A 24,338-nucleotide genomic window follows, 5' to 3' on the forward strand; every position below is an offset into this window, starting at 1 on the left:
GAATTTCTGGAGTCGGCACCGAAAAGGGAGCTTCTTTTACTTGATCTCGTCTTCTTTTATAGGTGTTGTTTGACGGCTTCTACGACAGGATGTTCTGAGGAGAGTTCAGAAGCTGCTATAAAGGCTTGAAGCGCCCCTTTCTCTTCCACCATCTGCTGAAGCTCGACTGCTTCCTGATCCGATTCGACGTGGAAGCTCAAGGCAGCTGCCATCACTTCCGCTAGATGGTCCGGCGTCTTCTCAAACAAGGAAACGTACTCAGAAGCGGGCTTGACGAGACGATCGTCTTTACCCAGCTTCCTTAGTGGAGCCCGCCCTACTCGGACGACTTCATCTAGAAGATCGGGGTTCTCGAATCTCTTCAGGATCTTCTCGATGTACTGATGATGTTCGTCTTCTTTGAACCCGTATTTCTCAATCAAGACAGCCCCCGTCTCGGACAAGGCTCCTCTTACCTTCTCTTTAATCGAATCATCCGAAATGGCATCTTTGATCAAATGATAATCTTTCTTAAAACCGAGATAGGCCGTCGAAGCATGGCCTGTATTCACCGTGAACAGCTTTCGCTCGATGTATGGCTCGAGATCCTCAACATACGTGATGCCTGGTACATCAGGACGTGTACCTTTCATCGCACTCGTTTCTACAACCCACTCATAATAAGGTTCGACTTTCACCGTCAGAAGATCGTCATTCGTTTGATCCGGAACGATACGGTCTACCGCAGCGTTCGGGAAGCCGATAAGCGACTGAACGTGAGACTGCTGCGTCTCATCAAGGGATTCCATCAAATGCTTCCTAAGGATCTCACTGCCTCCAATGGCGTTTTCACACGCAACGACATTCGCTTCTTCTTTTCTCTCAAGTAAACCTTTCGCAAGAAGCGGTGCTATCATCTTCAGGACGTGTGGTCCGACGGCTGTCGTAATCAATTCAGCCTCGGCAATCGCTTGGATGACTTCCCGTTCCTGCTCTTGACTGTGCAGGCCACTGACTTCGGTTACGGTTTCCGATTTGCCTGTTCCGGCAAGCTCGACCGTGTACTGCCTCTGTTCATTCAATTCGTCGATCAAGGCTTTATTAACGTCAACAAAGATCGTCTCGTACTCGGCTTCTGCCAATAGGGCTCCAATGAATCCTCTTCCGATATTCCCTGCTCCAAAGTGAACGGCTTTCATCTTATTCAACCTCGCTGAACATGTCGATGATTTCCTGCTTAGAAGAAGCTTCCAAGATTGCCTCGATGTTTTCCTCTTCTGAGCAAACCACTGCAATTTGAGATAGAATCTCTAAATGTTCATCACCTTTTCCTGCGATGCCGATCAACAGCTTGGCGATGTTACCACCACCGAAGTCCACTCCATCCGGAACGGTGACGACAGCAATTCCCGTTTCTTTTACAGCCTTCTTCGCATCCTCTGTACCATGAGGGATCGCTACATAGTTCCCCATGAAGGTTGATGTCACTTCTTCTCTCTCAAGCATTTTCTCGATATACGTCTCATCAACATAGCCTTGCTCGTTCAGCAATCCTCCGACATAACGGATTGCCTCTTCTTTCGTAGAAAACTTCTGATTCAGTTCGATTGTTTTTTCAGTTAAAATTTGGTTTGTCATATTTGAACTCTCCCTTTCTTAAGATGATAGTTTTTCTTTCATTAATCGGTGCAGTTGATTGGATACATAGTCCTTCATCTGTTCTTCGCTGCCTTTGTTCATCACTTCAACACTTGCCGGATCTTCAATGAACAGCGTGCTCAAATAGCTGACGACTTCCAGGCCCTCTCCACTCAGACTCTCAGGAGCCAGAAGGAACACGAATACTGAAGCGTCCATCGTCTCGCCAGTCATCGACTGAACCGCCACCGGTTGCTGCAGAGACGCTACACTGAAAGACGGCTTCGGAATATGATGACTTCTCGTATGGTATAGAGCGATTCCGGTATCCGGAATCCCGAGCCCACCAACAGACTCGCGCTCAATCAGCTTAGCCGACACTTCGTCTGGTTGTCGAATCGCCTCTCGCTCCTCTAGCTTCCGGCACACCTCAACAATCACATGCTCTTTTTCGTTTTCATATGGCTGAAAGGTGTATAAGCTGTTCAACAAATGACTGATCGTCTGAATATATTGTTGGACCGCTGTCACCGAGTGGCGGACCGATTCAAGCGTTTGGTCTTTCACTTCCTGTTCAGGTCCGTCATGGCGTCTCATGCTGTCGATAATTCTAATCTTGCGGATTCTGTGTTCAATTCGATGAATATCCGCTTTGCTCAGCATCGGGTTAACGAGAACGTAGTGGTCCAAATGATCAATGGGTATGGTTGAAACAATCAAGTCATATTGATCCAAAGAAACCCCTCTTAAATCGAATAACGATTGATGATCAACGGTCTCAATTTCATGGAACTGACGCTTTAACTTGGCTGCCAAAATTTTCGCTGTCCCAATCCCGCTCGAGCAGACAACCAGTACACGAATCCTTTTGGTTTCCTCTAAATTCAACAAAGCACTGGCAAAGTGCATGACGAGAAAAGCCGTTTCTTCTTTAGGAAAGGCAAGCTTCGGAAACACATGCTTCACGGCATCCTCGATGATGACAAATAAATCCGTGTAATCCTCTTCGATTTGCTGAAGCAACGGGTTTTGAATATCCATACCCTGCTGTATACGATACAAACTAGGCTTTAAGTGGACGACTAAATCATTCAGAAGCTTCTCTGAGTTCTGCAGATCATTCTGCAAAGCATTCGACACATATTCAATGAGCTGCTTTGCCTTGAAGGCAATCCGAAGACTGCTCTCTTCAATGACCGAATCCTTATTGTAACGGGCTTTTGCCCCCATCAGGTGCATCGTAATATATCCAATCTCCGCTTCGGGAATGACTAAATCCAAGTCTTTCTCTAATTGCCTGATCATTTGAAGGGCGACGTCAAATTCCTTTGTCGGACGGAGCTCGTTCAAATATTCCGGTTCCATTTGAATTTCCTCACCTTGTTTAATCCGCTCCATAGCCAGAGCCAAGTGAATGATCAATCCGATATAAGCACTATCTGCAAGGGGATAGGTGAGTTCAGAACGATAGGACTCTACGACTTCTTCAATCGTATGAATTTGTTCCTTACTTACAAGCCCAAGCAGATGTTCCGTGACGGCATCAAGGGCCGAGGGGTCCGTTTGAACACTCATATACTGCTTCAACAGCTTCAAAAAGTCATATTCACTCATGTGCTGCATCATAATCCGCTGCAAGGCTTCGCGTATGTTGACTTCCTTCCCTACAACTTCAACGCCATATCCTCTTCGGCGAACGAGTTGAAGGTCAAAAGCCGAGAGGTCTTCCTCAATTTGATCAAGATCATGGCTCGCAGTCGCTACCGTAACTCCCAGGTCCGAAGCTAAGCTCATCAGTTTGACTGGTTCTTTCGCATCCAACAACCAAGATAAGATGAGAACCTTCCGCTCATCAGGTGTATAATCCAAAGAAGGCGCCTCATGAATTTCACCTCTGAGCTTCTTGATCCCCTCCTGTTCACCTAGGAGTTGAATGCCTCTTCCCGTCTGCTTTTGCAAAAACAGGTCATAATCATTGAGCGTCTGCTCCAGTCCATTCAGGTCTCGATGGACGGTACGGGTACTCACCCCCAAAGCTTCAGCGATTTTTTTGACGGGAACTGGATCGCGCGCTTCAATCAGATACTCAATCATTTTTCGTTCTCGAGCTGAAACATACAAAAGCTAACCCCTCCTTTCTTTTCAGCAAAGACAGGAAAGGGCTAGTTAAAGGCCTTTCCTGCTGCAAGGGTTATTGGTTCTTCAGTTGATTGACCAGCTCATCATATTTCGGGCTGTTCAAGAAGTTCTCAACTGAAATGTGACGTGCATGCGGCACTTTCTGCTTCGCACGTTCTGTCAGGTCTTTGTGTGTGATGACGACATCAACATCCTGAGGTAAATCGTTGATTGCTTTGTTCGTGACATCAATATCAATGTCTGCCTGTTTGAATTTCTTCTTAAGCAGGGAAGCTCCCATAGCGCTTGACCCCATACCGGCATCGCAGGCAAAGATAATCTTGTCTACGTTCTCTTTTGCAAGAGGTGCATCTGTTTCTTCTGCACGATCGTCACTTAATTCTTCTACAAGCTCATCGTATTTAGGACTCTTAAGGAAGTTTTCCACAGAAATGTGATGGGCATTCGGCACTTTCTGCACTGCACGTTCCGTCAAGTCTTTATGCGTAATGACGACGTCTACATCCTGCGGTAAGTCGTTAATCGCCATATTCGTGACATCAATGTCAATGGATGCTTCTTTAAATTTCTTTTTAAGAAGGGAAGCGCCCATTGCACTGGATCCCATGCCCGCATCACAGGCAAAGATGATTTTATCTACATTCTTTCTATTTAATGAAGGGACACCATCAACCGCTGCCTTTGCATCAGCAGTCTGTTTACCGGATAACTGACCCGATACGCTGCTCTTCTTTCCTTTCATTCCTTCCATCTTAGCTGTCGCCTCTTCAATGCCATCTTCCTCATCATTACTGCTAAGTTTAATGATAATAGAAGATACAACGAAGGAAACGGCGGCTGCCACAACGACACCTGCAATGACTCCGAAGTAACTGTCTCTTGCTGTCATCGCGAGCACAGCAAAGATACTACCCGGTGAAGCAGCTGCAGTCAGTCCTGCATTAAAGAAGGCAAACGTTGCTGTACCAGAAATACCTCCGGCAATCGCACCAAGAATAACAAGTGGCTTAGATAGAATATACGGGAAGTAAATCTCATGGATACCACCTAGGAATTGAATGACCGCTGCACCTGGAGCTGTTTGACGAGATGTTCCTTTGCCAAAGAACATGAAGGCAAGAAGGACACCTAAACCAGGGCCAGGGTTCGCTTCCAGCAAGAACAGGATCGACTTTCCTGTCTCAAGCGACTGATCCGTGCCAAGCGGCGTCAGAATCCCATGGTTAATCGCATTGTTCAGGAAGACGACTTTGGCAGGCTCAATGAATAAGTTTGCCAACGGCAGTAGACCTGCGGATACGAGGAAGTCTACCCCTACTCCAAGTAAATCGGTAATGCCAGCGAACAACGGGCTTAATGTATAAAGAGAGCCAACTGCAAGGATCGCTGCTAGAATTCCGGCTGAGAAGTTATTAACCAGCATTTCAAATCCTTGACGGACTTTTCCTTCCAGGAATTCATCGACTTTCTTCATGGCGTAACCGGCAATCGGACCAGCCACCATCGCACCTAAGAACATCGGACTGTCAGGTGAACCTACAATAACCCCCATTGTAGCTGTTGCACCGACAACTCCACCTCGTAAACCGTGAATCAATCGACCACCTGTAAAAGCAATTAATAATGGCAATAGGTAATTGATCATCGGACCGACCATACCAGCTAACGTTTCATTCGGCCACCAGCCATCTGGTATGAATAACGCTGTAATAATTCCCCAGGCAATGAAAGCGGCGATATTCGGCATAATCATACTACTTAGGAAACTACCGAACTTTTGGACTTTTGCCCTCACTCCTGCTTGTTGTTGATCACTCATCAACCATTCCTCCTTCGTCTCTTGTTCTGTTTCTATGTCTTTATTGTAATGCCGCCAGGTAAGCGTATTCAATAAAAGCAAAACCCATCTTTGTCACGGACCTTGTTGACAGGATTAAAAGATGTCGTTTGTTGTTGAAATATAATTGAAATAATTATGTAATAAAACTGAAACTTTCTGGCAGGCTCATCCGTCTATATTAGTACACGATTCAAAATTGGAAAGGGGCTTATAACCATGAAAAAACGTATTCAATATGACGCGGCTGAAATTGCGAGTGTTGCTGGTGGTTCTGCTGTTCTGACTGGAGTCCTTTATCTTGCGATCTACTTTTTGTAAGCTGTACTTATAGAATCAAACCATTATAGATGCGTCTCCTGACTTCAGGAGGCGCTTTTTTCTATTTTATAAATCCACTTATTCGCACTTGGACAGGGACCTATTTTATAATGAAGAAAACCGGACCAAATAGGAGGATGACGTTGAAGCATTCCATTACTTACCCATCACTCTTTCAAGAAAACAAGCTGACACTAGGACTTTCTGTTCCTATGGAAAACTATCAAGATACCCCTCCTGAAATGACGGAGCAGGTAGAACGTGCCAAACAGGCAGAGGCACTGGGATTTCACTGCCTGTGGTTTCAGGACGTATTACTAGAAGACCCGACATTTGAAGATGCTGCGACAGGTCAGATTTTTGATAGTTTAATTTACCTCACATACCTCGCTTCAAACACACAGTCGATCGCTCTTGGAACAGCTGCCCTTGTAGCCCCGCTCCGCCACCCATTACGGATGGCAAAGGAAGTCGCAAGCATCGACCGGTTATTTCCTGGACGTTTCGTTTTAGGTTTATCTTCCGGCGATCGAAGGAAAGACTTCGAGGGGTTGAACATTCCGATTATGGAAAGAAGCGAATGGTTTCGTGAGTCGTTCCGATACTTCCAGGAAGCGCTCTACAACGAGTACCCTGAATGGGAGTCTTCATTTGGAAAACTCCACAAATCGAACCTAGTACCGAAACCACACGATCATATCCCTGTTTTTATGACGGGATATTGCCAGCAGACGTTGGACTGGGTGGCAGAACACGGTGATGGCTGGATGTTCTACCCTCAAAGCCCTGACAAACAGAAGGATACCATTGCTCAATATCGAAGGAAGGTGCAAGTATATCACGGCGAAACGTTTCGTCCATTTGTTATGCCTCTCCCCTTAGAATTAACCGAGGACCCCCATCACCCACCAGAGAAAATTCCAGCCGGGTATCGGATTGGAAGCAAACATTTGAAGGGGCTGTTGGAAAAGTACCGTGCGATTGGAGTCAACCACATCATACTTGGTCTGTCCAAAAATGAACGCCCTGTAAAGGATGTCATGCAGGAGATCGGGGAAGAGGTTATCCCTTACTTTTCAACAGGAGGTATGAAGACATGAAAAAGCCGGATGTATTACTCGTTGGGATGGTCCACATGGCAGTCGAACCGTCCCTTGTCAACGAACACCAAGATGAGATCCGTAAAATCAACGAAGCCTTAGCGGCATTTGAGCCGAATAAAATCGCGGTTGAGAAATCCTTTTATGTAGAAGAAGAAATGAACAGGAGATACAACGAGTTTATCAACGGGCAGATTCCTCCAGCATACGATGAAGTCGAGCAGTTCGGATTCCAAATCGCCAAGAAAGCCGAACTCCCCGAGCTTCACGCGGTAGATGAAATCGTCGATATGTCTACCCCATCCCTTGAAGAAGTGTTTGAATGGGCCAAGCAGCATCAACCCCATTTGTTCAAAGATATCGTACATACCCATCAAGAACTTCAGGCGGAGAGCGGACAGCACGGCACGTTCTTGGGGAAGTTGCAAGCGATGAATGAGGATCACTACCTCGAACGAATGAGGCAATTGTATATGAAGATTGCTAAGGTGGGGGATCGACAGCATAGTGTAGGCGTTCATTGGCTGAAGCAATGGCACCACCGGGATCTTGCCATAACGGCGAATGTGCTTCGTTTGGCAGACCCCGGCGAACGGATCCTTGTGTTTACAGGAGGGGATCACCTTCACTTGTTAAAGCAGTTGATTTCAGACAGTCAGGAAGTCAATCTAATGAGTCTTGGAGATTTCTTATAGAAGTTAAGGCGTGGAGGCATCGTCTCCACCTTCCTTCTCTTCCTGCACCCAATCCTCCATCGTATGAAATTCCCTGTTGGACTGGCCTGCAATGTAATCAAAAGGTGTATAGGCACTTGAAGTATCGATGGACTCTTTCTTAATGAAAAGCTTGTAAGCTACAAAAATCATGATCGTCAGAACACCAACGCCGACAATTGTCATCCCGATCGCATTCAAAAGCATAACGCCACCTCCTTTTCTTATCTTATTCCCTCCCCTGGAAATGACAATCCTATTTACCACAAATTTTTTCAAGGACAATGGCACCAGGCGGGTTTGACGCGCTTAGAGAGCTAGTCGCAGCTTACCCGACAGGCGTTAGTAAAGGCTCAAAAATTCATCATTTCCTAGATCCTAAAAAAAGACAGCCCCACTAAGTGAGACTGTCTTTTGAATTTTATCGCTCATCGTCCTCAGGTTTGTCTTCCAACGCTTCCAAAGCGGAGCGTTTCTTCTTCTTCTTGCCTTTCTTCTTCCATCGTTCAATATGAATCGTGCTCGGTTCATAGTCGTCTGAAGCACGGATGTCGGTATTCGACGCTTTCATAAACGACCACGCAAGCAGGAACATAATGAAGATCAGCGGGAAACCACCGACGATACTTGCGGTCTGCAGTGTATCGAGTCCTCCGAGGAACATGAGTGCAAGAGGCATAATACACAATGAGAACGCCCAGAACAGTCGGTTCCAGCGTAGCGGTTCACCTTCCACTTTCTTCTGAACAACGGATGCCAGAATATAGGAAGATGAATCAAACGTCGTCGCAAGGAAGATAATGGCCAGCACAGTGAAGGCAAGAACCATGAACTTCGCAAGTGGCAATTGGTTGATGATTTCAATAATGGTGGCGGGTGCCCCATTTTCATCCATAAAGGCAATAACGTCAAAGCTTCCGGTTAACTGCATGTACAATCCGAAGTTCCCCATGATTCCGAAGAACAAAATACATCCAAGTGTCCCGTATATCATCGTACCAAGAACCATCTGACGAATCGTACGCCCTCTTGAAATCCGTGCAACGAATAATCCGACAAACGGTGCGTACACAAGCCACCAAGCCCAGTAGAAGATCGTCCACGACTCAGGGAATTTGGTTTCTTCAAATTGAGACAGATTTCCAAACGGCTCCATCCACGTTGCCATCTTGAAGAAGTTATCTGTTAAGATTCCGAGAGAATTGAACGTTGTCTCCGCAATAAAGCGAGTCGGTCCAAAGATAAAGATAAATACAAGAATAAAGATTGAAAGCCATAAGTTTACGTCACTTAACACTTTAATTCCCCGCTTCAATCCTGAATAAGAACTGATGGCGAATATCAATGTACAGAGTAACATGATCGCTGATTTCATCCCTAAGTTTGCTGGTATGCCTGTCAGGGAGTTGATCCCTTCAGCAATCATCGGTGTACCGAGGGCAAGGGTGGTACCCGCACCACCAAGTAAACCGAACATGAATAGTATGTCAATTACATTACCTAGCGGACCGTCTACACTCTTTCCGAGTACAGGCCGTACCGCTTCACTTACCTTAAGTACAGGCTTCTTACGCACATAATAGAAATAGGCGATCGGAAGTGCCGGCAGTGTGTAAATTGCCCACGCAATCGGTCCCCAGTGGAAGATTCCATAAGCAGAGGCCCACTGAATCGCTTCTTTTGAACTAGGCTCGATACCGAATGGTGGTCCCTGATAGTAATAGGCCCATTCAATAACAGCCCAGTAAAGGATACTAGAACCAATTCCAGCTGCGAAGAGCATAGCCGCCCAGGAGAACGTATTGAATTCAGGTTTCTCACCTTCATCTCCCAATTTGATCGAACCATTTTTACTGAAGGCTACATAAATCAAGAACGCAAAAATGACCAGCCCCATGATCATATACAATACACCAAAATTATTTGTCATAAACTCGTTGGCATCCGCCACGATTACTTTTCCTGCTTCTGGGAAAGCAATCAATGGGATGGTCACGCCAAGCAGAAGAATGAATGCACCGATAAATGTCGGCCAATCAATCAACCTTGTTTTCATGAGTTTCATCCTTTCTTTCCATCCATATTGTTTAGTTTGTTCATTCTGCATGAACTCATACGAGGTTACTCAATTACCGAAGTAGTAAGAAGTGGAATGAGCATTGTTCGAGGCTTAAAGGGGGTATAACATAACCATACCCTGTTCTCAGTGAAAATAACGACTCATGCAAATAAATAAAAAATGTAGTGGATTTCGTCGAATACATATTTCCTGAGTCATCAGTCTAATGGCATAATAGTGGTAGTCCAAACGCAAATGATGAAGTCCAGTTAAGCAGCCTCTGTTTGAATAAGTATCATACTACCGCTCCCTCCAACCGATTATACAGTATAAACTGTACAAAAAAGATATTCAAGATTAGATTTACAATTTGTCGAATAAAACCGTTTTCATGAAAGGTGTGTCGATTTTTGATGTCGTTCGAACGAATAAGAAATTCCTTTAATCCTCTTTACGTGCCTTTATACACCGCACTCCCAGTCGAAGTTTGGAGCATAACAAAAAGCCCTCCCTTTTCGAGCACGGATGTGACGATGTTTCTGGCAGGACTCTTGTTTCTATTATTTGCTGGATTTACTGAAACATTCAGCGAAGAAACGAAGCATCGCATTCTAGGCTACATTTACCTCGTATCGGCACTCATGTTCATGGCAGCAGGAATTGTGAAATGGCTGTTCTGACTTTGTTAAATGAAGAACAGCCAAGGTAGAATCATCGGAATGGTAATAATGATCGTCACAATCAGCCAGGCTGTTGGATTCTCACTGGTCAGCTGCTTTCGATAAGACATCCCCCAGGCAAGGAACAGCAGGATCGTCATGATGATGCTTCGCAAGTGCAACTCACCGTCTTTGTTGTTCCAAAAAATATACACGGCGCCTTCTGCTATGATCAGGACACCGATTATAAGGTTAAATATATGGGTAAACCATTTATTCATCAGCTGCTCTCTCCTTCAGTGATTTCTTTCCCACATCTAGTATAAAATACTTTTCCCTGATTTCGGAACAAAGATTCTTGAGAAAAGGTTTAGATGTTGAATAATATGGTAATTTTCATATGAGAAAGTCAATGGAAAGGAGATCATAATGAACGCTACGTTTCACAGTTATTTCTTTGATGATGACGGCTATTACCCAAATCACAGATACTTACCAACACTCGTCTACTCACAAGCCATAGAGGATTTTTCATACATTGAGGAAACGTTTAAACAAAACGAATGGACCAACCAATGGACAGGTGGTATCTTCGATTACCACCACTACCACAGCAAAACCCATGAAGTCCTTGCGGTACTGGAAGGTGCTGCGACCATCACCCTTGGTGGCCCTCAAGGAAAAGTCATTGATATCGAAAAGGGGGACGTGCTCATCCTCCCAGCTGGTGTTGCTCATAAAAACCAGGGAGCCTCTGATGATTTCAAAGTGTTGGGAGCCTATCCTTTCGGAAAACCATTTGATTTAAAAACAGGTGAAAAACACGAATATGAACAGGCTATACAGGAAATACCTGATGCTCCTTACCCAACCGCAGACCCTTTGCTTGGACGGAATGGAACCTTGATGGAACTATGGGCGAAATGATGTAAAAAGAGGCTGGGACAGTGATGTCTCAGCCTCTTCTTTTCGTAATGGTGATGAGGGCATTACGTTAATTTTTTGTAAAAACCTGTGGACCGCCCTTCAAACTCTAAATGTTGATAAACCTCGTGTGCACCTTCACGCTCTTTCCGGTTCCCGCTGTTTAAGATAAGAGTGGTTGCGCCTTTAGACTCCGCCCACCTCTCCGCTTCCACCATCAACTGTCTCCCAGCCCCTTTACCTCTGGCCTGTTCCTTTACGACAAAAGCAATGATTCTGACGTGCGTCTCATTACTATGGTAGGCGTGGCTGTGTGTCATCCCAATCATCCCGATGAGACTCCCCTGTTCTTCTTGTACAGCTGTAAAATACTGATCCGAAGACAAGATAGGCGTGAGCCTCTCTTCCATATCGCTTTCTGTTGTGTCATACCCTAGATGCCTCATCAACTCAGCTAGCTCGCGGGCATCGGACGATTCTGCTCTCCTAACCAAACGAAACCTCTCCTCTACACCTCAACGTGTGGCTTTCTCATTCTGCCGAAGTTCAATACGGCGGATTTTACCGGATGTTGTTTTTGGAAGTTCCTTAATGAACTGAATCTTTCTCGGGTATTTATATGGAGCGGTCAACTCTTTCACATGCTGCTGCAACTCCGAGATAAGCGCTTCATCGCCTTGGTATCCTTCTCGAAGCACAATAAAAGCTTTAACAACACTTCCCCTTACTTCATCCGGGCTGGCGACTACGGCACACTCCTGCACAGCAGAGTGTTTGACAAGGGCGTCCTCTACTTCAAAAGGTCCAATCGTGTAACCGGAGCTGATGATGATATCGTCACTTCTTCCTTCAAACCATAAATACCCGTCTTCGTCCTTTTTAGCTTGGTCCCCGGTCACATAGTAGTCCCCACGACGTGACATCGATGTACGCTCTGGATCTTTGTAATACTCTTTGAATAGCGCAGGTGTATCGAGATGGACGGCAATATCCCCGACCTCTCCTACTCCAACGGGTACTCCCATTTCATCGACAATCTCGACTTGGTTACCAGGCGTCGGTCTACCCATGGAGCCCGGACGGACTTCCATATCCTTCGTAATCCCGACAAGGAGCGTATTTTCTGTCTGCCCATAGCCGTCGCGCACGGTTACGTTAAAATGCTTTTGGAACGTATCGATGACCTCACGATTAAGCGGCTCACCTGCCGACACTGCACTGTGAAGTCCCGTCAGCTTATAGTCATTCAAGTTATCGACCTTTGCCATCAATCGATATTCTGTCGGGGTACAACAAAGAACGTTCACATCCTGTTCGTCCATAAGCTGCAAGTAGGTGGTAGGATTGAATTTCCCATTATAAATGAGACCTGTAGCACCCGTACCTAAAACAGACAGGAACGGACTCCAGATCCATTTCTGCCAGCCGGGACCTGCAGTCGCCCAAACTTTGTCCCCGTCCTGGATGGCGAGCCACTGATCGGCTGCCGTTTTCAAGTGAGCGTATCCCCATCCATGTGTATGGACGACGCCTTTAGGGTTGCCTGTTGTGCCTGACGTATAGGACAAGAAGGCCATGTCATCCCTTGATGTCTCTGTTGCCGTTAAGGTTGTGGACTGATCGTCCATCAATGAATCCAGATCCATCCACCCTTCATTAGAACCTCCCACAACAAACTTCTTCACTTGGTCGACCTGAGGTACTCCCTCGAATTGCTCAGTAAATGGATGATAACTGACGACAGCGCTCACTTCACCATGAGTCATGCGGTATTGTAAATCTTTCGCACGAAGCATTTCCGAACTAGGGATGACGACCATACCGACTTTTAAGGCTGCTATGTACACTTCATACGCTTTGATCAGCCTTGGAATCATCACTAATACCTTATCGCCCTTTTGAAGACCACTCTCCAAGAAAGCGTTACCAATTTTGTTCGCTCGTTCGAGTAGTTCAGTGTAAGTAACGTCCTCCTGCCTACCTGCTTCATCCAACCAAACAAGAGCCTTCCGGTTGGAATCATTTGAATACCCTTCGAATTCCGAGACGACGTTGTACGTTTCAGGAGCGATTAACTGTTCTCGATTCATCATCCATTCCTCCTTATCATTATGAACGACTGTTCAGTCTGTCGGAATTATTATATCAAATTTTCAAAATTATTCAAATACTATATTTGCTTAAGGCAACTCATTTGAGTCGAGTAAATTGACAGATAATTAAGATTGAATTAAACTCTTCATAATAACCATTTGAGGAGTGTCCGACATGAGAAGTAATGTTTACGTCATGATTGGTTTTCTTTCTACACTGTTTGTAGGTTTCTTCTTTATCCTTTCTTTCGTGACGAACAACTTTACGTATGGGTATGCTTCTCTGCTAACCCTGACCATTGCTTCCACACACGTCGGCATGAGACTCATTCAATCGAAACGAACCAAAAGCAAAAAAGCCGGAATCAGATAGCCCCGCACACCAATCACTACTGATCCTCAACCACTTGGACTGCAATACTTTCAATTCAAAGAGAAAAAAGGCTGCGATCATCATTTGATCGCAGCCTTTCGTTTATCGACCTCAAGGTGACATTAAGATAGGATGGTACAGATTAGTCGATAGCCATGTATGCCAGACTTTCTTCCATGTGCTGATCGACCAAGGTGAATAAGCGGGGAAGATTCCGCTCTTTCAGCGCCTCTACAATCCATTCATGTTCCTTGAACCTTTTCTTCTCATCCAAGTTTTCATCATAAAATACGTCATACAGCATTAAATATACATTTATCTGATCCAGCATGCGTTCTGTGAAATCGATCAAGAACGGGTGATTGGTCTGTCGGACCAGTGTCATATGAAACTGCTTATTGACCTCAATATATTGTAAAATATCCCTCGTTTGATACGTTTCCTTCTCATGTTCGATCCACGATTCGAGTTTCTCTATCTCTTCTGTCGTCATCGTTTCACTAATTAACTCTACTGTCATCTTCTCTAATTGACGCCTCATATGAAAAGCCTGCTTAATTTCTTCGACACTCGGTTCTACTACAAATGCTCCCCTGTTCGGGATAATCTGAACGAGGCCTTCCTGGTTCAGTTTTTTCATAGCATTCCGAATCGGCGTTCTGGAAACGTTCATCGTCTTTCCAATCGTCTGTTCCACTAATTGGGTACCAGGTGAAATGTCGCGCAGTAATATGGCTTCTTTCAACGCCTGGTACACAACCTCTGTCATGGATTGATTCCCTCTTACTGCCGCCTGCATGAACACCGCTCCTTCATTTAGGCTAGTCGCTTGAAGTTCTGTCCTAAGATTTCGTTCATGGAGTGGACGGTAATAAAGGCATTGTTATCGATATCCGTCATATACTTCTTCAAACGCGTATAGTCTTTACGGTTAAGAATTGTCGTGATGACCTCTTTGTCTTCTTGGTTGAAAGCACCTTTTGCATAATGGATCGTTGCTCCACGTCCAAGCTGGTTGACGATGAAGTGCCTTACAAGATCACTTTCACGACTGATGATGACAATTTCCTTGTTGTTATCAAATTGCTGCAAGGCATAATCAATGACGAGTCCATTCAGAATGACACCGAAGAAGGCATACATACCGACTGTCGGACCAAAGATGAAGATGGAAGAAGTCGCAATTGCGATATCTGAGAATAGGACCCCTTTTCCAACTTCAATAGAGAAATATTTATTTAAAATCATAGCCAGAATATCCGTTCCGCCTGTAGAAGCTCCCTGATGAAAGACTAAGGCCATACCGGAGGCGGCAATGATTTGTCCAATGATGAGCTGGATCAGCAGATCATCACTTAATGCCTGCTCCATCGGGAAGAAGGCTTCTAGCCCCCATACCATAAAGGAAAGTGCGAGACTTGCATAAATCGTCTTTGCACCAAATTGGAACCCTAGAAAGATAAAACCGACAATGAATAGAATTACGTTAAGAATAAGCATAATGAGTCCTAAAGACATGTCAGGGAAAACCTTCGCAAGAACGATTGAAAGTCCACTGACCCCACCAGTAGCCAGATCATTAGGTGATAGGAAGAAATGAACATTGACGGCAACCCCCAGGGCACCGATATTCATTAGTAAAAATGACCATAATTTCTTAAGCATCAGAAAGCCTCCTTTTTCTATGAAATATGAATAATTTGTCGAACGAAAATTGTAGTACAATCGGGATTATAGAGCCCTGAATTCGGTTTGTAAACAGATTTCTATGTAAAAAAATAATTTTGTTTTTGTAAGCGATTGATGCTGAAATATTGCTACAATTCGCATAGTATAGAGGCTTGTCCTAACAAAGGTCGTTAGATGATTCTCGTCGAACCCATGAGAAATTTGCAACAAAAAAAAACAGCTGCAGCTGTTTTTTTCACCGTGATCGCAAATGTACTCAGGTTGATTCATTAATCAGGCAAGCAAAGCAACTTTTTAGATATACACTGGATAGACCCTTCAAATATTAGGTATTCGCACAGTTCAACGTTTTAGAATCCAATCGTTGCTAGGTTCTGGACCCACCGTTATCGCAAAGTGGGGTGGAAAATGGCGAGACTCCTGCGGGATTATACGGACAATGGCGAGATCCCCGAAGACGAAGTCAAGGTAGCTCGGCGTCCGCCGCGGAAAGCGAGCTATTTTCCACCCCACGACTCACTCTACTTCATCCAGAACTTTTTTCAGCAACCAAAAAAAACAACAGCCGCAGCTGTTGTTTTTAGCGAGGTAAGCGGACGGTCACTTTCGTCCCTTCCCCTTTTTTACTTTTATATGAGATCGTTCCGCTCAGGTCGCCTACAATTTTCTTAGTAACCATAACGCCGAGGCCGGTTCCCTTCTCCTTGGTCGTAAAGAAAGGTTCACCGATTTTTGATAATTCCTGTGCACTCAGACCCGGTCCATTGTCGCTAACGGAAAGCGTTAGCTCCTGGCTTGAAAGTTCTGCTACGATCGAGACGATTCCACCGTGTTCGACCGCATCAATTCCGTTCTTCACCAGGTTGATTAAAATTTGATTCAGACGCTTCGGTTCTGTGTTGATGGTGTCATTCAGGCTTTTCGGGTTGTAAATCAATTGGACGTTCTTCTCATCTGCTTCCGGTTGAAGGAGACGGGTCACGTAGTTGACAACACTTCCTGGTTCTACCTCCTCTTTCTGTAAAGAGGCTTTAGGTTTAGACAACATCATGAAATCTTGCACAATGGCTTCGATTCGGTTCACTTCGTCTAGAATAATATTTTGGTAATGGTCACGCAGTTCTGGATTAGCCGCTCCAATCTGTAGGAATCCTTTAATAGCCGTCAACGGATTCTTAATTTCATGAGCAATTCCCGCAGACATCTGCGTAATGGTGGAAAGCTGCTGAGACTTCTCCTTAAGTCGAGCCATCTCATTCTTCTCTGTCACATCTTCGTGGATGCCGATCACATAGGTCGTCCCGTGGTTCTGCACGGGGAACCCTTTGGTCAGCATACACTTTTCATCACCATTCGGAGGTTTGAGTCGGTATTCAACCTGATGTTTCTTGGAGCGCATTAATGCTAACCCAGCCTTTACCCGTTTCACGTCTTCTGGATGAACAACCTTCAACACACTCTCAGGATCAGACAATGCCTCTCTTCTCGACATACCAAATAGACTTTGGAAGGCCGGGCTCAAGTAATGAATCTGACTGAAGTTTTCATCAGAAATCCAAAAGACATCCTTCATGTTGTTCGCAAGTATAGCAAACCTTTCCTCTGATTCCTTCAAAGCCTGAAGCTGTTGTTTATGACTCGAAACATCTTGAAGAAAGATGAGTAGTCCACTTTCAGAAGGATGAACGGTCACTTCAACTGTTATTTGACGATCGCTTAAGAATCCTTCAAATTCGACGCTCTCCTGTTTTTCCATCGCCCTCAAGTAGTGCTGAAAAAAATCATAGTACTCTTCAATTGAATAGAGATCCCATAATTTACTTCGATGGCTCTCTTTAAACGTTAAGCCTGTAAGCTCTTCCATCTTTTCATTCGCATACATGATGTCCCATTCATGACTGATGATGGCTACTCCTACAGGAAATCGATTTAGCAGATTTTGCACGTCGACACGCTCCGAAAAGCTTTTTTCCTTTAAATAAGACATCGAGCTCTGTTTAAAAGGTGATTCCTTCAAAGGTTGTCCGCTTTCAGTCTCTGTCTGTTGCCGCTGTACCGGCTCTTCACCAATGACATTTTTAACTGTCAAAGCAATTTGGCCATTTGTAAGGTGGATCAGCTGACACTGCATATTCCACTCAGAAATATGGACTGCCTTTTCTTTTAACCCTTCGGTCATCAGTCGATGCATCAGTTGCTGCAGTCTTTGCTGCGCTGACTGAGGCAAAAGAAGCATCCACTTCGACAGGGGCAGCTCTGTTTGATCTATACGAAGAAATCCTTGCATTTCCTGATTGATGCTGACCGTTTGGTTACGCAGGTCAAGTAAACATGCAGGTGTTGCATTCATGCTAAGAACTTCCAAAATCTCATTGCTGTGAACTTGGTCAGAATACCTTTCTCTAATCACCAATATTAAGACCTCTTTCCTTTACCGTTCATTTTTTACAATGCTTTTTCATTATAACGTAGAATAGGAAATTTTTGAATATTTACATTGGAATTATTAACGGCTTGTTTACAACAATATACGCGTCGACTTTCTATAATATGACTTTTTTCTATTACCCTTCGATGCTTCTCCATAATGTAAGAGACGCGTAGCTCATATAAGGCGGCCACGCTCCGCTCCACTCTTCCATCTGCTCGTAAGAAGGTTTCTTGTCCATGCCGAAATAAACTTTCAATGCGTTTTGAATGCCTATATCCGCTTTAGGGAATAAGTTTTCTCGTCCGAGTCCGAACATCAGCCAGTTCTCAGCTGTCCAAGGGCCGATGCCTCTGATTTTCACTAAGCGTTTCATCACTTCTTCGTCCGTTAAAGTCGATAAGTGCTCCAAGTCCAGCTCGCCTGCTGCGATTTGACGGGATGTGTCGATGACATACTCTGCTTTTCTTTGACTGAACTGCAGCTCCCTCAACTGATCATAGGAAAGATTTGCAACTTCTTCCGGTGTCGGATAAAACCAGACGCCATCCACTTCGCTTCCGAAATTGTGGACAAATCGCGTACTTAACGTATGAGCAAACTTCATGTTCAACTGCTGATGAATGATCACTTTCATTAAGCAGTCATACAAATGAAAGTCTTTGACGATCGGCGTCCCTGGGTGCGCCTGAAAGAGTTCTTTTAGGTTGGTATGCATAAAGTGTTCCTGGACGACTTCTAAGTCTTTGTCCCACTGAAATAGATTCTGGATATGTTGAAGCAGCGAAGCTTTTGCTTCTTCGCTTTCACTCGATACGTCGAAGGTCGGATTTGCCGTTGTGCCGGAACCTGTAACCCGGACTACATGCCTTTCATCACCTAACCGTACGGGGACATCCACCCACCGCTCTTCCCTGTTCAGCTTCGTCAGCGGATCGAACGCCCATCTCAATAATGTGTAATCAAAATCGTAAAAACTCTCTGCCGTAAACGTTTCCTTCCACATGCCAAAACGTCCTTCCTACCACCAATATTTATCATACGCCTTTTCTATACATCTTCTTCATCGTTCGGGAAGTTCCTTCTTCCTGCATAAAAAATTGTGATTATTATTTTCCCTGAATCCACCTTTTTATAACCTCTTTTGTTGAAAGGATGTACATCCAATATAAAAAACCGCTGTAAAAGATCACAGCGGTTTTCCAATCTTCCCTAAGGATAAGGACGTTCTACAGGGCCCATATAGGCGACGGGATATATTTTTTCACAACGAGGTCATTCAGCGTTCCAAATTGATACCCACGCTTACGAAGTTCATCGATCATTTGAGACAGAGCCTCTGCGTTATCTTGAGAAACGGAATGGAGGAGAACGACAGCACCGGGGTGAATCTGGTCCATGACGCTGTGGTACGCATATTCCCATCCCTTCTGTTTATCCGTTTCCCAGTCTTTGAACGCCACGGACCAGAAGGCATGCGTATAGCCGAATTCTTTTGCCCATTCCATCGTCTGTTCATTGAACGTTCCTCTTGGAGGACGGACAAACGACATCGTTTCCTGCTTCGTCAGTTTTTGAACGGCTTCATCTACCCGGTCGAGCTCTTTTTTCATTTCCTGCTTTGATACCTTTGTAAAATCGGGGTGACTCCAGGAGTGGTTCCCGATCAAGTGGCCTTCATCTGCCATTCGTTTCACTAAATCCGGTGCACTTTCAATGTAATGCCCAGTAATGAAGAATGCGGCCGGCACCTGCTTTTCTTTTAAGACGTCGAGCACTTGGCCCGTGTAGCCTTGCTCATACCCATTATCGAAAGTTAAATATACGGTCTTATCTCCTGAGTCGTCCACGTAAAACCCATCATACTGCTCAATCATCGGTCCGTACCTGCCAACATCCGGCACTTCTCCATCTGTACTCTTCTTATAACCCCAGCCCTCTGCAGAAGCTGCTGCAGGTAAACAGATGGCCATGAGACATATAAAGATTGTTACACGTTTCAGCATATCGATCACTCACTTTTTTCTTAGTATGTGTGAGTGAAGAATGCTCATAATAAAAAAAGGGTGGAAATGTTATCCACCCTTCTCATTATAGAAAAATTGAAGCAACCCAGCCAAATACGAATAACGGGATGTTATAGTGCAGGAATGTCGGAACACATGTATCCCAAATGTGATTGTGGTTGCCGTCTGCATTAAGACCGGACGTCGGTCCGAGTGTACTATCAGAAGCCGGAGATCCTGCATCTCCTAAAGCTCCAGCTGTACCGACGAGCGCTGCAATCGCCATCGGAGAGTATCCCGCCGCTAAACAGATCGGGACGAACAAAGCAGCTAATATCGGTACGGTAGCGAACGAGGAACCGATTCCCATCGTGACAACGAGTCCTACCAATAATAAGACAAAGGAAATCAATGCCTTTTGACCTTCAAGCAGCGCGGAGCTCGCTTCGACAAGTGCGGATACCGATCCCGTCTCGGTCAATACGTTCGCAAGTCCGGAAGCCGTTAGAAGGACGAAAGCGATGAATCCCATCATGGCGATTCCATCGTTCACCACTTTGTCTCCTTTGCGATACGGAACAATGCGGAATACGAACATTAAGATCAGACCAGCGAGGGCCGCTAAAATCAAGTTGCCAAAGAAACCTTGGATGACCAGCGTGACAACAATCGCGATGATCGTCAGGAAGTGCTTGAATGAAAATCGCTCTGCCTCAGGTTTCACGATGTCATCCAACACGTTCTCCTGTACAGATTCCTTCGGTTCACGAGGCTTCCTGTACGTAATGAACACAGCAATCAGCAACCCTAGAATCATGCCTGAACCAGGGATCAACAGTGATCCAGCGATGGAGAAGACATCAAGGCTTACTCCCTGCTCTTCCAAAGAATCCTGAATCGTTTGGTGGAAAATCAAACCGAATCCAGCCGGAATCATCACGTACGGTGCTTTCAAACCGAACGTCAGAGCCGCGGCAACAGCACGACGGTCCAGTTTCATACGATCAAACACGTGCAGCAACGGTGGAATAAGAATAGGAATAAAAGCAATGTGAACGGGTACGACGTTTTGCGAAAGCGACGCAATTCCCGCAATCACAAGGACTAGTAATGTCTTCATATCTTTCAGTACATCAAGCAGGAAATTCACTAAAATCGACGTAATGCCGGAATACGTAATCGTGACGGCAAACGCTCCTAATAATATATAGCTTAATGCCACATTTGCCTGACCGCCCATACCGTTAATCAACAGTTCTAATGAACCGGTCAGCGTTTCGCCGTTCATTAAGCCGGCAGTGAGTCCAGCAGCAAGAATGGCAATGATGACGTTCACTCGAAGCAGACTTAAAATCGTCATCACAAGGACAGATACAACAACCGCCCAAGCCATAAGGCATTCTCCTCTCTTTTCATCAATCATTTATCTCGTTAACGATTTACCATGATAAAGCAGGTGTTGAAAAAAATCAACCCTCAGAAAAAGAGAGTCAATTTTCACACAACGTTGACATAGACGAGAATCAGCACAAGCACTGAAAAAGATCCGATCAACAATTGCCCGATATGTTTCGGAACAGCCCGCCCTGCTGCCATTCGAACAAATGACATGATCAAGGTCAGCATAAAAACAAATCCGACAATGGGAGAAATCAGGTAGAGTACCGTATCCATCCGGTCACCTCTTTTGCTGGATTACATTTTGTTTTCCAAATCTTCAAGCATAGAAATGAGGCGATCAATATCCTCTACGGATGTTTCTTCCGGATCAAGCGCTTCGATGCGGTCTACAAATTCAGATAGGCGCACTTTCAGATCCTGAAGCTTTTCCTGTTGTTGCATGATGACATACCCCTTTTCGTTAAAATTAACTAGCCTAATGATAATATAACTGACTGGAGTTGTCTAATGGAGGCTGAAGATGTCAAACATGCTATAATACAGGGACGTAAGGAGGTTTGCATATGGAGTGGATGTCACCTGTTTTGAACTGGTTGGAAAAAGAAGAGTTCTCTGCTCTGCGATTACTGCTTTATGGTGCTCTGTTATTTGTCATGGTCTTGCTATCCAGAAAGCTGATCGGATCCTTCTTCAAACGGACCGATTTTATTGAAGAACGAAAAGAACGCACATTAGAATCAATGCTGAACTCAATCATCAGCTATACGGCCGTGATTGCTTTCATCTTAATCTTAATCAATCAATTCACAGACATTAATAGACTCTTGGCTGGTGCCGGTGTCATCGGGGTCATCATCGGCTTCGGGGCACAGAACCTGATTAAGGATTTCTTCGCCGGATTGTTCCTTCTTTATGAAAAGCAGTTACATAAAGGGGACTTCATCACGCTGAACAACACGTTCCACGGAACCGTTGAAGATATCGGTCTCCGTTTTCTGAAGCTGCGTGAGTGGAGCGGACGTCTTCTGACGATCAGCAACGGACAAATTACGACGATTGAGAATTATAACTTCGAATTCATGCGTGTAATTGAAAAAGTCACAACGAACTTCAGACAGGACCCAAGAGAAGTCCATGAAGCGTTGGAGGCTGCCTGTAAGAGGCTCAATGAAGAGTGTAGCGAGTATTTGAAGAAGGATTTGAAGGACGAGCCGATTGAACCGTTTCAGGTCTATGGCATGACGTCCTTGAACGATCAATATAGAGGGTATCAATACACCGTCACAGGAGTCGTTCATGACCTCGTTTATTGGACGGCAGCAAAAGAAACGCGCCGGATCATCGCCGAGACGATGTATGATTACAACATCGCGATGGCGGAGCAGCGCGTCGAACTGAACGATTACTCGGCTTCTAAAGAAGAGTAATCTCCTATTTTAATTCAAAGGAAAAGCTGACGTGATCCTGGACAGGAATCCATGCTCCGATTCCTTGTCTTGTTACGTTTTTGACAGATAGCATTTTCTTCGATCCCTTCAGCTTGATGTACACATCACCGAAGGCGACCTCCCCTTTTTCATTGACAGCAGGAGCGTAAGCATGCAGACGGCCGATTTTATTCATGGGAACAGCATACGTATTGTTCTGCTTCGTTCCCTTCCCAATCACGGTGTTAAAGGAAAGAGGCAGTTTCGTGTTCTGCTGGGCTTCCAGTAGAATCAGCTTCATCATTTGATCGCTGTGACTGATTCTGGACGTAAGACCGCCCTTCACTTCCCTCTCCTCTTTTTGTACATAGCTGATTTTCTCTGTCAGCTCTCCACCTTGGTTATTAATTTCATTCGTATTGATCTCCTGGTATTCCCAGTTCACATTCGTCTCTTTAGACTCATAAGCCAGCGGCCAGCGACCGAGAAAAATTTCCGCGCGGTAACCAAAGGCTAACGGGGAAGGCTTTAACGACGTTTCGTTCAGCATCTCGATAAGCTGCGGATTCGTAATACGGACATCCGATTCTTCCATCAACTCTTTCGTAATCTCTTCAGATTCAAGCAGCTCCTGATCGTCTGTTGAATTCGGATACGTGTTGTCCTTGGAAATATTCAAAACATGATTCGGGATGGCATTTTTTTCAGTTGGTTCTTTATCCTCAGCCGAAGTGGACATCACGTTCACAACGGTTAGAAACACAATGAAAGGAATGAGAACAAGCCATTTTCTATTCAAAGCTTTAACCACCTTTCTTTTTACTTATCATGTGAAAAGTGGTCAGCCTCTATACCTTAAGAAATCATTTTGTCCATAACGTGCTTCGCTTTCGGATCGAAAAATTGAATGGCTGGACCAATGGCAACAAGGATGATCACCGTACCAAGTCCTATTGGACCGCCCAGGAAGAAAGCAATCACCAAAGCAAAGGCTTCGGTCAGCGTCTTCGCGATCTGCAGATTCAATCCAAAACGCTTCTGCAGGGCGACCATAAACCCATCAACCGGATTCAGAGAGAACTTCGGCTGCAAATAGAGCGAAACGCCAAAGGCAATGATGATGATCCCTGATAGCAACGTCATAAGCTGACTAAGAAAAGCATCGACAGCAAACGTATCAAATACGCGCAGCATCCAGAAATCAATGACCTGTCCCAGCACAAGAATCGTAACGACAGCTAACAGATCCGGCTTCTCTTTCGCAATCCAGGCGTTCGTGACGATCAACACCGCACCGACAATCATGACCCAGTTCCCTACCGTGAGCCCAACAGATTCCGTCAGTCCGACATTCATCGCGTCCCAAGCGCCAGCCCCTAAATCAGCCTTGATCGTTAATGTAATTCCAAGCGCTATGATGATTAGTCCTAATATAAAGAACAATGACTTAATGGCTACTTTCTTCATCTCCATCCCTACCCTCTTATTTAAAAACGCATGTAAATCAAATTCTTCTTATCATAAACCATAAAAAAAGAGCTGTACATCCTTA

General features: G+C 44.9%; 25 protein-coding genes. 6 read left to right on the top strand and 19 right to left on the bottom strand.

The window, feature by feature from the left end; translation table 11 throughout:
- Positions 1 to 56: 56 nt before the first annotated feature.
- The 4 genes from LCM20_RS14895 to LCM20_RS14910 form a co-directional block, all read right to left on the bottom strand.
- Positions 57 to 1,178: a mannitol-1-phosphate 5-dehydrogenase gene (locus tag LCM20_RS14895; protein WP_225196493.1), complete on the bottom strand. Its 1,122-nt coding sequence runs from the start codon at positions 1,176 to 1,178 to the stop codon at positions 57 to 59.
- Between the two features lies 1 nt (position 1,179).
- Positions 1,180 to 1,617 (bottom strand): PTS sugar transporter subunit IIA, encoded by a 438-nt coding sequence (locus tag LCM20_RS14900; RefSeq protein ID WP_225196278.1) that lies wholly within the window; start codon positions 1,615 to 1,617, stop codon positions 1,180 to 1,182.
- Between the two features lie 18 nt (positions 1,618 to 1,635).
- A complete protein-coding gene (locus tag LCM20_RS14905) occupies positions 1,636 to 3,738 on the bottom strand; it encodes a BglG family transcription antiterminator (protein WP_225196279.1) in 2,103 nt (700 codons plus the stop codon).
- A 70-nt stretch (positions 3,739 to 3,808) separates the two neighbouring features.
- Positions 3,809 to 5,575 carry a PTS mannitol-specific transporter subunit IIBC gene (locus LCM20_RS14910; protein WP_225196280.1) on the bottom strand — a complete coding sequence of 589 codons (1,767 nt, stop codon included), beginning with the start codon at positions 5,573 to 5,575 and terminating at the stop codon, positions 3,809 to 3,811.
- 476 nt (positions 5,576 to 6,051) lie between these two features.
- On the opposite strand from LCM20_RS14910, the gene LCM20_RS14915 reads away from it, so the two are divergent.
- Positions 6,052 to 7,014 carry an LLM class oxidoreductase gene (locus LCM20_RS14915; RefSeq protein WP_412098005.1) on the top strand — a complete coding sequence of 321 codons (963 nt, stop codon included), beginning with the start codon at positions 6,052 to 6,054 and terminating at the stop codon, positions 7,012 to 7,014.
- On the top strand, positions 7,011 to 7,709 hold the full coding sequence (locus LCM20_RS14920) for a DUF5694 domain-containing protein (protein ID WP_225196282.1): 699 nt from the start codon (positions 7,011 to 7,013) through the stop codon (positions 7,707 to 7,709). Before LCM20_RS14915 ends, LCM20_RS14920 begins: the two co-directional genes overlap by 4 nt.
- A gap of 3 nt (positions 7,710 to 7,712) precedes the next feature.
- On the opposite strand, the gene LCM20_RS14925 is transcribed toward LCM20_RS14920, so the two are convergent.
- Positions 7,713 to 7,934: a DUF3951 domain-containing protein gene (locus LCM20_RS14925; RefSeq protein ID WP_225196283.1), complete on the bottom strand. Its 222-nt coding sequence runs from the start codon at positions 7,932 to 7,934 to the stop codon at positions 7,713 to 7,715.
- Positions 7,935 to 8,148: 214 nt separating this feature from the next.
- A complete protein-coding gene (locus LCM20_RS14930; protein WP_225196284.1) occupies positions 8,149 to 9,783 on the bottom strand; it encodes a BCCT family transporter in 1,635 nt (544 codons plus the stop codon).
- Positions 9,784 to 10,313: 530 nt separating this feature from the next.
- On the opposite strand from LCM20_RS14930, the gene LCM20_RS14935 reads away from it, so the two are divergent.
- Complete coding sequence (locus LCM20_RS14935; protein ID WP_225196285.1) at positions 10,314 to 10,466, top strand: hypothetical protein; 153 nt, start codon at positions 10,314 to 10,316, stop codon at positions 10,464 to 10,466.
- A 5-nt stretch (positions 10,467 to 10,471) separates the two neighbouring features.
- Here the strand turns inward: LCM20_RS14935 and LCM20_RS14940 are convergent, their stop codons facing one another.
- Complete coding sequence (locus tag LCM20_RS14940) at positions 10,472 to 10,726, bottom strand: hypothetical protein (protein ID WP_225196286.1); 255 nt, start codon at positions 10,724 to 10,726, stop codon at positions 10,472 to 10,474.
- A 148-nt stretch (positions 10,727 to 10,874) separates the two neighbouring features.
- On the opposite strand from LCM20_RS14940, the gene LCM20_RS14945 reads away from it, so the two are divergent.
- Positions 10,875 to 11,372, top strand: coding sequence for a cupin domain-containing protein (locus LCM20_RS14945; protein WP_225196287.1), 498 nt, complete (start codon positions 10,875 to 10,877; stop codon positions 11,370 to 11,372).
- 62 nt (positions 11,373 to 11,434) lie between these two features.
- Here LCM20_RS14945 and LCM20_RS14950 read toward each other — a convergent pair whose 3' ends face one another.
- On the bottom strand, positions 11,435 to 11,863 hold the full coding sequence (locus tag LCM20_RS14950) for a GNAT family N-acetyltransferase (protein ID WP_225196288.1): 429 nt from the start codon (positions 11,861 to 11,863) through the stop codon (positions 11,435 to 11,437).
- 21 nt (positions 11,864 to 11,884) lie between these two features.
- Entirely contained in the window at positions 11,885 to 13,459 is a 1,575-nt protein-coding gene (gene mbcS, locus LCM20_RS14955; protein ID WP_225196289.1) for an acyl-CoA synthetase MbcS, read from the bottom strand.
- A gap of 178 nt (positions 13,460 to 13,637) precedes the next feature.
- On the opposite strand from mbcS, the gene LCM20_RS14960 reads away from it, so the two are divergent.
- Positions 13,638 to 13,835 carry a hypothetical protein gene (locus LCM20_RS14960; RefSeq protein ID WP_225196290.1) on the top strand — a complete coding sequence of 66 codons (198 nt, stop codon included), beginning with the start codon at positions 13,638 to 13,640 and terminating at the stop codon, positions 13,833 to 13,835.
- Positions 13,836 to 13,977: 142 nt separating this feature from the next.
- Here LCM20_RS14960 and LCM20_RS14965 read toward each other — a convergent pair whose 3' ends face one another.
- The 8 genes from LCM20_RS14965 to LCM20_RS15000 all read right to left on the bottom strand — a co-directional run bounded on the left by LCM20_RS14965 (position 13,978) and on the right by LCM20_RS15000 (position 21,800).
- Entirely contained in the window at positions 13,978 to 14,634 is a 657-nt protein-coding gene (locus LCM20_RS14965) for a GntR family transcriptional regulator (RefSeq protein WP_225196291.1), read from the bottom strand.
- Positions 14,635 to 14,651: 17 nt separating this feature from the next.
- Complete coding sequence (locus tag LCM20_RS14970) at positions 14,652 to 15,500, bottom strand: YitT family protein (RefSeq protein WP_225196292.1); 849 nt, start codon at positions 15,498 to 15,500, stop codon at positions 14,652 to 14,654.
- Between the two features lie 604 nt (positions 15,501 to 16,104).
- Positions 16,105 to 17,874 (bottom strand): PAS domain-containing sensor histidine kinase, encoded by a 1,770-nt coding sequence (locus tag LCM20_RS14975; RefSeq protein ID WP_225196293.1) that lies wholly within the window; start codon positions 17,872 to 17,874, stop codon positions 16,105 to 16,107.
- A 214-nt stretch (positions 17,875 to 18,088) separates the two neighbouring features.
- Positions 18,089 to 18,958 (bottom strand): DNA-3-methyladenine glycosylase family protein, encoded by an 870-nt coding sequence (locus LCM20_RS14980; protein ID WP_225196294.1) that lies wholly within the window; start codon positions 18,956 to 18,958, stop codon positions 18,089 to 18,091.
- 223 nt (positions 18,959 to 19,181) lie between these two features.
- Positions 19,182 to 19,958, bottom strand: coding sequence for a delta-lactam-biosynthetic de-N-acetylase (gene pdaA / locus LCM20_RS14985; protein WP_225196295.1), 777 nt, complete (start codon positions 19,956 to 19,958; stop codon positions 19,182 to 19,184).
- 85 nt (positions 19,959 to 20,043) lie between these two features.
- Positions 20,044 to 21,351 carry a Na+/H+ antiporter family protein gene (locus LCM20_RS14990; RefSeq protein WP_225196296.1) on the bottom strand — a complete coding sequence of 436 codons (1,308 nt, stop codon included), beginning with the start codon at positions 21,349 to 21,351 and terminating at the stop codon, positions 20,044 to 20,046.
- A gap of 104 nt (positions 21,352 to 21,455) precedes the next feature.
- Positions 21,456 to 21,632, bottom strand: coding sequence for a hypothetical protein (locus LCM20_RS14995; protein WP_225196297.1), 177 nt, complete (start codon positions 21,630 to 21,632; stop codon positions 21,456 to 21,458).
- A gap of 21 nt (positions 21,633 to 21,653) precedes the next feature.
- Positions 21,654 to 21,800, bottom strand: a complete 147-nt coding sequence (locus LCM20_RS15000; protein WP_225196298.1) for an SE1561 family protein — start codon at positions 21,798 to 21,800, stop codon at positions 21,654 to 21,656.
- A 122-nt stretch (positions 21,801 to 21,922) separates the two neighbouring features.
- Between LCM20_RS15000 and LCM20_RS15005 the strand changes: the two genes are divergently transcribed.
- Positions 21,923 to 22,786 (top strand): mechanosensitive ion channel family protein, encoded by an 864-nt coding sequence (locus LCM20_RS15005; protein ID WP_318247319.1) that lies wholly within the window; start codon positions 21,923 to 21,925, stop codon positions 22,784 to 22,786.
- Positions 22,787 to 22,790: 4 nt separating this feature from the next.
- Here LCM20_RS15005 and LCM20_RS15010 read toward each other — a convergent pair whose 3' ends face one another.
- Together LCM20_RS15010 and LCM20_RS15015 are read right to left on the bottom strand one after the other, a co-directional pair.
- Complete coding sequence (locus LCM20_RS15010) at positions 22,791 to 23,585, bottom strand: YfkD famly protein (RefSeq protein ID WP_225196299.1); 795 nt, start codon at positions 23,583 to 23,585, stop codon at positions 22,791 to 22,793.
- A gap of 56 nt (positions 23,586 to 23,641) precedes the next feature.
- Complete coding sequence (locus tag LCM20_RS15015; RefSeq protein ID WP_318247320.1) at positions 23,642 to 24,259, bottom strand: membrane protein; 618 nt, start codon at positions 24,257 to 24,259, stop codon at positions 23,642 to 23,644.
- Positions 24,260 to 24,338: the final 79 nt, after the last annotated feature.

The sequence above is a fragment of the Halobacillus litoralis genome (genome assembly GCF_020171725.1).
GTDB lineage: Bacteria > Bacillota > Bacilli > Bacillales > Halobacillaceae > Halobacillus > Halobacillus litoralis_F.

Bases quoted from the DNA above. Each gene is read 5' to 3' on its own strand.
- LCM20_RS14895 (WP_225196493.1), bottom strand. From the start codon at position 1,178: ATGAAAGCCGTTCACTTTGGAGCAGGGAATATCGGAAGAGGATTCATT.
- LCM20_RS14900 (WP_225196278.1), bottom strand. From the start codon at position 1,617: ATGACAAACCAAATTTTAACTGAAAAAACAATCGAACTGAATCAGAAG.
- LCM20_RS14910 (WP_225196280.1), bottom strand. From the start codon at position 5,575: ATGAGTGATCAACAACAAGCAGGAGTGAGGGCAAAAGTCCAAAAGTTC.
- LCM20_RS14915 (WP_412098005.1), top strand. From the start codon at position 6,052: ATGACGTTGAAGCATTCCATTACTTACCCATCACTCTTTCAAGAAAAC.
- LCM20_RS14920 (WP_225196282.1), top strand. From the start codon at position 7,011: ATGAAAAAGCCGGATGTATTACTCGTTGGGATGGTCCACATGGCAGTC.
- LCM20_RS14925 (WP_225196283.1), bottom strand. From the start codon at position 7,934: ATGCTTTTGAATGCGATCGGGATGACAATTGTCGGCGTTGGTGTTCTG.
- LCM20_RS14930 (WP_225196284.1), bottom strand. From the start codon at position 9,783: ATGAAAACAAGGTTGATTGATTGGCCGACATTTATCGGTGCATTCATT.
- LCM20_RS14940 (WP_225196286.1), bottom strand. From the start codon at position 10,726: ATGAATAAATGGTTTACCCATATATTTAACCTTATAATCGGTGTCCTG.
- LCM20_RS14945 (WP_225196287.1), top strand. From the start codon at position 10,875: ATGAACGCTACGTTTCACAGTTATTTCTTTGATGATGACGGCTATTAC.
- mbcS (WP_225196289.1), bottom strand. From the start codon at position 13,459: ATGAATCGAGAACAGTTAATCGCTCCTGAAACGTACAACGTCGTCTCG.
- LCM20_RS14960 (WP_225196290.1), top strand. From the start codon at position 13,638: ATGAGAAGTAATGTTTACGTCATGATTGGTTTTCTTTCTACACTGTTT.
- LCM20_RS14965 (WP_225196291.1), bottom strand. From the start codon at position 14,634: ATGCAGGCGGCAGTAAGAGGGAATCAATCCATGACAGAGGTTGTGTAC.
- LCM20_RS14970 (WP_225196292.1), bottom strand. From the start codon at position 15,500: ATGCTTAAGAAATTATGGTCATTTTTACTAATGAATATCGGTGCCCTG.
- LCM20_RS14975 (WP_225196293.1), bottom strand. From the start codon at position 17,874: ATGAATGCAACACCTGCATGTTTACTTGACCTGCGTAACCAAACGGTC.
- LCM20_RS14980 (WP_225196294.1), bottom strand. From the start codon at position 18,958: ATGTGGAAGGAAACGTTTACGGCAGAGAGTTTTTACGATTTTGATTAC.
- pdaA (WP_225196295.1), bottom strand. From the start codon at position 19,958: ATGCTGAAACGTGTAACAATCTTTATATGTCTCATGGCCATCTGTTTA.
- LCM20_RS14990 (WP_225196296.1), bottom strand. From the start codon at position 21,351: ATGGCTTGGGCGGTTGTTGTATCTGTCCTTGTGATGACGATTTTAAGT.
- LCM20_RS14995 (WP_225196297.1), bottom strand. From the start codon at position 21,632: ATGGATACGGTACTCTACCTGATTTCTCCCATTGTCGGATTTGTTTTT.
- LCM20_RS15000 (WP_225196298.1), bottom strand. From the start codon at position 21,800: ATGCAACAACAGGAAAAGCTTCAGGATCTGAAAGTGCGCCTATCTGAA.
- LCM20_RS15005 (WP_318247319.1), top strand. From the start codon at position 21,923: ATGGAGTGGATGTCACCTGTTTTGAACTGGTTGGAAAAAGAAGAGTTC.
- LCM20_RS15015 (WP_318247320.1), bottom strand. From the start codon at position 24,259: ATGGAGATGAAGAAAGTAGCCATTAAGTCATTGTTCTTTATATTAGGA.